Source organism: Shewanella waksmanii ATCC BAA-643, from assembly GCF_000518805.1.
GTDB classification, from domain to species: Bacteria; Pseudomonadota; Gammaproteobacteria; order Enterobacterales; family Shewanellaceae; genus Shewanella; species Shewanella waksmanii.
The window spans coordinates 4,515-9,787 of the sequence record NZ_KI912498.1; the positions used below are offsets into that span (position 1 = coordinate 4,515).

4 protein-coding genes and 1 tRNA gene are annotated in these 5,273 nt (G+C 46.4%); all 5 read right to left on the minus strand.

From position 1 onward, the window contains the following. On the minus strand, window positions 1–1,935 hold a 1,935-nt coding region (rsxC, locus tag L865_RS24340), incomplete at its 3' end, for an electron transport complex subunit RsxC (RefSeq protein WP_037471757.1). Beyond that, window positions 1,929–2,498 (minus strand): electron transport complex subunit RsxB, encoded by a 570-nt coding sequence (rsxB, locus tag L865_RS0121400; RefSeq protein WP_028775092.1) that lies wholly within the window; start codon window positions 2,496–2,498, stop codon window positions 1,929–1,931. The genes rsxB and rsxC, both read right to left, overlap by 7 nt. Window positions 2,499–2,500: 2 nt before the next feature. Beyond that, entirely contained in the window at window positions 2,501–3,079 is a 579-nt protein-coding gene (gene rsxA / locus L865_RS0121405; protein ID WP_028775093.1) for an electron transport complex subunit RsxA, read from the minus strand. Window positions 3,080–3,174: 95 nt separating this feature from the next. Further along, entirely contained in the window at window positions 3,175–5,088 is a 1,914-nt protein-coding gene (locus tag L865_RS0121410) for an EAL domain-containing protein (protein ID WP_028775094.1), read from the minus strand. Window positions 5,089–5,197: 109 nt separating this feature from the next. Then, a tRNA-Asn gene (locus tag L865_RS0121415) sits at window positions 5,198–5,273 on the minus strand.

The following is a 5,273-nucleotide window of genomic DNA, read 5'->3' on the forward strand; positions in this document are numbered from 1 at the left end:
CTCAGCAGTTGCATCGCTTGGTGTTTCAGATGCCTGAGCTGATTTCTTGGCTTTAGCCTTGGCGACTGCTGCGGCGATCTTTGCCTGCCTATTATCAGCTTCAGTGTCTAGTGTTTGCTCACTGCTTAGCGATGTGGTTTGTTGTGCAGCCTTTTTCGCTTTAGCTCTAGCAATGGCGGCCGCTACTTGGGCTTTTTTATCTTCAGCGGGTGTTACCTCAGACGGTGCGGTTTCAGCTGCGGCTGCTTTTTTTGCCTTGGCTCGTGCGACGGCGGCAGCAACCTGGCTGGCTTTATCATCTTTAGACCCTTGGGCTGCTTTTTTCGCTTTGGCCCGTGCTATTGCCGCAGATACATCAGCTTTTTTATCATTGTCTGGTGCGCTTGATTGAGCTTTTTTAGCCTTTATCCGCGCCATGGCTTCAGCTACTGCGTCTTTATCGCCACTACTCATGTTGGCTTTACGGCGCTCTGCTGCTTGTTTCGCCTTGGCTTCACGGGCGGCTTTTTCTTCCTCAAGACGTAAAGTACGAGAGTCGAAACGTTGTTTGGCCAATTCAGCCTGTTTCTTCTCTTCAACTTCGGTGCGAATGGCCGACTTGGCGACACGATAATATTCAACTAAGGGAATATCGCTGGGGCAGACATAACTACAACAACCGCACTCGATACAATCTTGCAGGTTATAACTCGCCGCTTTGTCATATTCTTTGGCTTTTGAATGCCAGAATAATTGTTGTGGCAATAGCTGTGCTGGACACGCTTGGGCACATTCACCGCAGCGCACACAAGGCATTTCTGGGCGCTGCGTACCAAGCTCTTGAGGTTCGGGTACCAATACGCAGTTGCTACCCTTTAAGATGGGCGCATCGGCATTGGGGAGGGTATAGCCCATCATTGGACCACCAATAATCACCTGCTCAACTTTGTCGGCGTCGAAATCACAAGATTTTAGAATATGCTTGATTGGGGTGCCTATCGGCACCCAATAATTGCCGGGCTGGTAAACCCCTTTTCCCGTAACCGTGACCACGCGTTCGATTAAAGGTTGGTGATCGTACACGGCTTGTTTTATTGCGAAGGCAGTCGCCACGTTTTGCACGACGATACCAAGCTGCGCTGGAATAGCTCCTGAAGGGACTTCCTGACCTGTTAGAATTTGGATTAGCTGTTTTTCACCGCCCGATGGGTACAGGGTTGGTACGACAGTGATGCGGATTTTATCACTGCTGATTGCGCTGCGATTTAGCGCATGTTCCATCGCTTCAATGGCTTCAGGCTTGTTATCTTCTATGGCAATAATGACCCGATTAGGCGCCACCAATTTATTGATAAGCTCTATGCCTAGCAAAATATCGTCGCTAAATTCCCGCATTAGGCGGTCATCGGCGGTGATATAAGGCTCACACTCAATCCCATTGATGATCAGCAATTCTATTTCTGATACTGGATTGAGCTTAATATGGGTAGGAAAAGCAGCGCCACCGAGGCCGGCGATACCCGCTTGCTCTATCAGTTGCAACAGCTCTGTATTGTCTAAACCAATCGCTGCGCTATGGTCACGAGCCTTTGGTGTTTCAATAGCAATGTCTTGGCCATCAGGCTGTAAAATGGCACTCAGAGCGGGTAAACCAGAGGCGTGATTGCTCACGCGCTTTTCAATGGCGGTGATATGTCCAGAGGTGGGAGCGTGTACAGGTAAATAGCCAAAGCCTGCAGATACGGTGAGCGTCTGCCCCTTTTTAACATACTCGCCCTGTGCGATACCTAGTTTAGCATTGTCGCCTACTTGCGCTAATGGCAACACGTATTCTTGTGCGCTAGCGAGCTTGCTAATGCATCCACCATTACTGAGTGATTTATTTTCTGGTGGGTGTATTCCGCCTATGGCGCGCCACAGTGTCCCTTTATCAATCTGCTCTAATAAGGTTAACACTTCATATCCTCTTGTAGCACAGTGACAGGAATCGCATTGAGTTTCCAATCCCAATTCTTAGTGGTCTGTTTAACAGGCAACATATCGATGCAATCTACAGGGCAAGGTTCGACACAAAGATCGCAGCCAGTGCAATAATCAGTAATAACGGTATGCATCTGTTTACCCGTGCCTAGAATGGCATCGACAGGGCAAGCTTGGATACATTTGGTGCAGCCAATACACTCATCTTCACGAATGTAAGCTACTTTTTTCTCTTGGACTTCTTCGCTAACTGTTAACGGCTCGGGATCTTGGCCAGTGAGTTCAGCGAGTTTTTCCATGGTTGCCGTGCCGCCAGGGGGGCACTTGTTGATTTTTTCGCCGTTAGCGATAGCTTCCGCATAAGGGCGACAACCCGGGTAACCACATTGGCCACATTGAGTTTGCGGTAGAAGGGCTTCAGCTTGGTCGGCGAGCGGGTCACCTTCGACTTTAAATTTCTCTGCTGCTAGGCCCAAGAGGGCACCGAAAACAAGCGCTAAAAGGGTTAACAGGATGATTGCAATAACAAATTCTAGCATGTTTATTTTACCAGCCCTGTGAAACCCATGAAGGCTAATGACATTAAACCTGCGGTGATCATTGCAATGGCACCGCCCTTAAAAGGTAATGGCACATCAGCAGCTGCTAGCCGCTCACGCATCGCCGAAAACAAGATAAGTACCAAAGAGAAGCCTGCAGCAGCGCCAAATCCGTAGAACGCGGACTCGATAAAATTATGATCTTCGTTAATGTTTAACAAAGCGACACCTAAGACCGCGCAGTTGGTGGTAATCAACGGCAGGTATATGCCCAGTGCCCGATGGAGCGATGCACTGGTTTTTTGAACCACCATTTCGGTAAATTGCACTACTACAGCGATAACCAAAATGAAGGCCATGGTGCGTAGGTAGCCCATATCAAAGGGCAGCAGCAAGTATTGGTTGACGAGGTAACTAATAATAGATGCAAGCGTTAACACAAAAGTCGTCGCCATTGACATGCCAATGGCGGATTCAAGCTTGCTGGAAACACCCATAAAAGGGCACAATCCAAGAAATTTAACTAATACGAAATTGTTGACTAGCACAGTGCTAACCAGCAATAGGAGATATTCACTCATCTCTACTAATTATCTTATTTAATTTATGCGCATATTATCGACTTTTCTAAGCGTATAAACAACACATAGAATGCAGGGATTAACCAATAAGCGCGCTAATTGGACGCGGTTTCGCCACCTTTGTTTCTAAATGCCTGCGGCTGAGCAATATAGTAGCCTTGCAGGCCATCGACGAGTAATCGCTCTAGTGCCAGTTTCTCTTCTTGTCTTTCAACGCCACAAGCGATAACCCGAATAGCCAAACGTCTGGCGATATCAATCATCATTTTGACGAAAAATCGGTTGTTAGTGTCTACATCAATCGACTCTGCGTAGCTGCGATCGAGCTTAACAAAGTCCGGGCGTACTTGTTTAAAAAACTTAAATGAAGTCAGTCCCATACCAAAGTGTTCGACACTGACTCTTGACCCTACACTGTGGATCTCATGGACTAGCGAATGTGCTGCTTTAAAGTTAGTTTGTAATCCTGCTTCATTAACTTCAAAGACTAATCGTGCTGCGATGTGGCGTTGACGGCCCAATATATCTTTTAGCCAGGCGACGAAAGAGGGCTGCATGGCCGATGCACTGCTAATGTTAATGCCAAAAGCACCTTCAATACTTGGGTCCTCAAGTAACATTTTAATGGTGCTGAGAATGACAAGTTTATCGAGCTCAATACTTTTACCGTGTCTTTCTGCCATAGCGATAACGGTGGCAGTGGGTAAAAATTTCCCTTCGCTGTTATAAAAGCGCGCCAATAATTCTTTGTATACCTGCACTTCGCTGCGACAAGGCGAGATAGGTTGCACGTAAAACTTAAGTGCACGGCGTTGTATCAAATCTTCTATGGCTTCTTGCCAGCGGGTATCGCCGTATAGCTCATCTCCATTGAGTTTTTCTTGTATATGAAAACTATTTGGCCCCAGGGTTTGAGCGATACTGACCGCGGCATCAGCCAAGGTTAATAATGGTACGGCTTCGGTGCCTTGTTGATAGGGTACCAAGCCGGTATGACCAATGGAGTCAGCGTTAATGGTTTGTTGGTACTCATTAAAATGGGTTTTTATTGCTGCCAAAAACTGTTGACTATCTTTGAGGGTAATATCGGAGATTATCACCCCGAAATCGCCGGTTGAGATCCGATAACACTGGGCATGTTCATATTTTACCGCACAGTCGGAAATGATTTCTGCGATTTTAGCCAAGTAGTTATCACCGGCTGCACGGCCTTGTGATTGGTTGATGCTGCCAAGCTCAGTGGCCTTTATTATTGCTAGAATGCCAATTCGGCTGTTTTTACCATTAGTGATGGTGTCTAAATGCTCGGTAAATTTTTGCCGAGTACCTAGGCCTGTGATCGGATCCTGATAGGCTTCCTTATTGAGGGCAACAAGTTCTTTCTCGTAATTCGCAGTCGTTTGCGCAAACTGTGCACGGCTATTGTCGAGCGCTTGGGCGAGTGGTTTAAACTGACCGCCCAGTTTTGATTGCTCAAGTGCGGTGTATTTATGTTCACTGAGGTTTTGAATGTAGCTGGCGGCATAACCAATACTGACCGCTTGCTTGCGCATCATTAAGCTAAAAATGATGGCTAATATTACGTACGCAGCGATTAAGGCCAGTAACCATGAAATAAAGTCATTTAGTGCGGCATCGATAAGTTGACTGGTATCTAAACGCACTTGCAAGCGTCCGCCAGGGTAGGTACGGGTATCGTCTAAATCAATATTCAACCATGATGTAATGACATTACCTTGTTTATCTAAACTGCCATGGGTGTAACTTAACTCGTTATCGTCTGTGTGGATGTATTGAAAAAATTGCAGGTCATACTCAGCTGCCAGTTGGCGATAAAATGCCTTACCGTTGGCAGCATCCATGGTTTTTAGTTGACTGGATTGTTGATACTGCGCGAGCTGTTGCTCACCAAATTGGTGTAACTGTTTTTTCTCGACAAAAAGTCCCGCGGTTGCGATTAGCGCAAACACAGTAAGTAAAACTAGATGAAAAGATTTTGAGACACTCATAAAGAATCCGTTCCACTAACTTGATATGACTAATAAAGAATATCGAATAAGTGTAACTGATTAATGCTTAAAGCGAAATTGATAAAGGGAATTTTGTAGGAGGGTGTAGTGGCTCCCCAGACTGGACTCGAACCAGTGACATACGGATTAACAGTCCGCCGTTCTACCAACTGAACTACAGGGGA

What these genes read in the sequence shown, in the direction of transcription:
- rsxB (WP_028775092.1), bottom strand. Translation starts at nt 2,498, where the DNA reads ATGCTAGAATTTGTTATTGCAATCATCCTGTTAACCCTTTTAGCGCTT.
- rsxA (WP_028775093.1), bottom strand. Translation starts at nt 3,079, where the DNA reads ATGAGTGAATATCTCCTATTGCTGGTTAGCACTGTGCTAGTCAACAAT.
- L865_RS0121410 (WP_028775094.1), bottom strand. Translation starts at nt 5,088, where the DNA reads ATGAGTGTCTCAAAATCTTTTCATCTAGTTTTACTTACTGTGTTTGCG.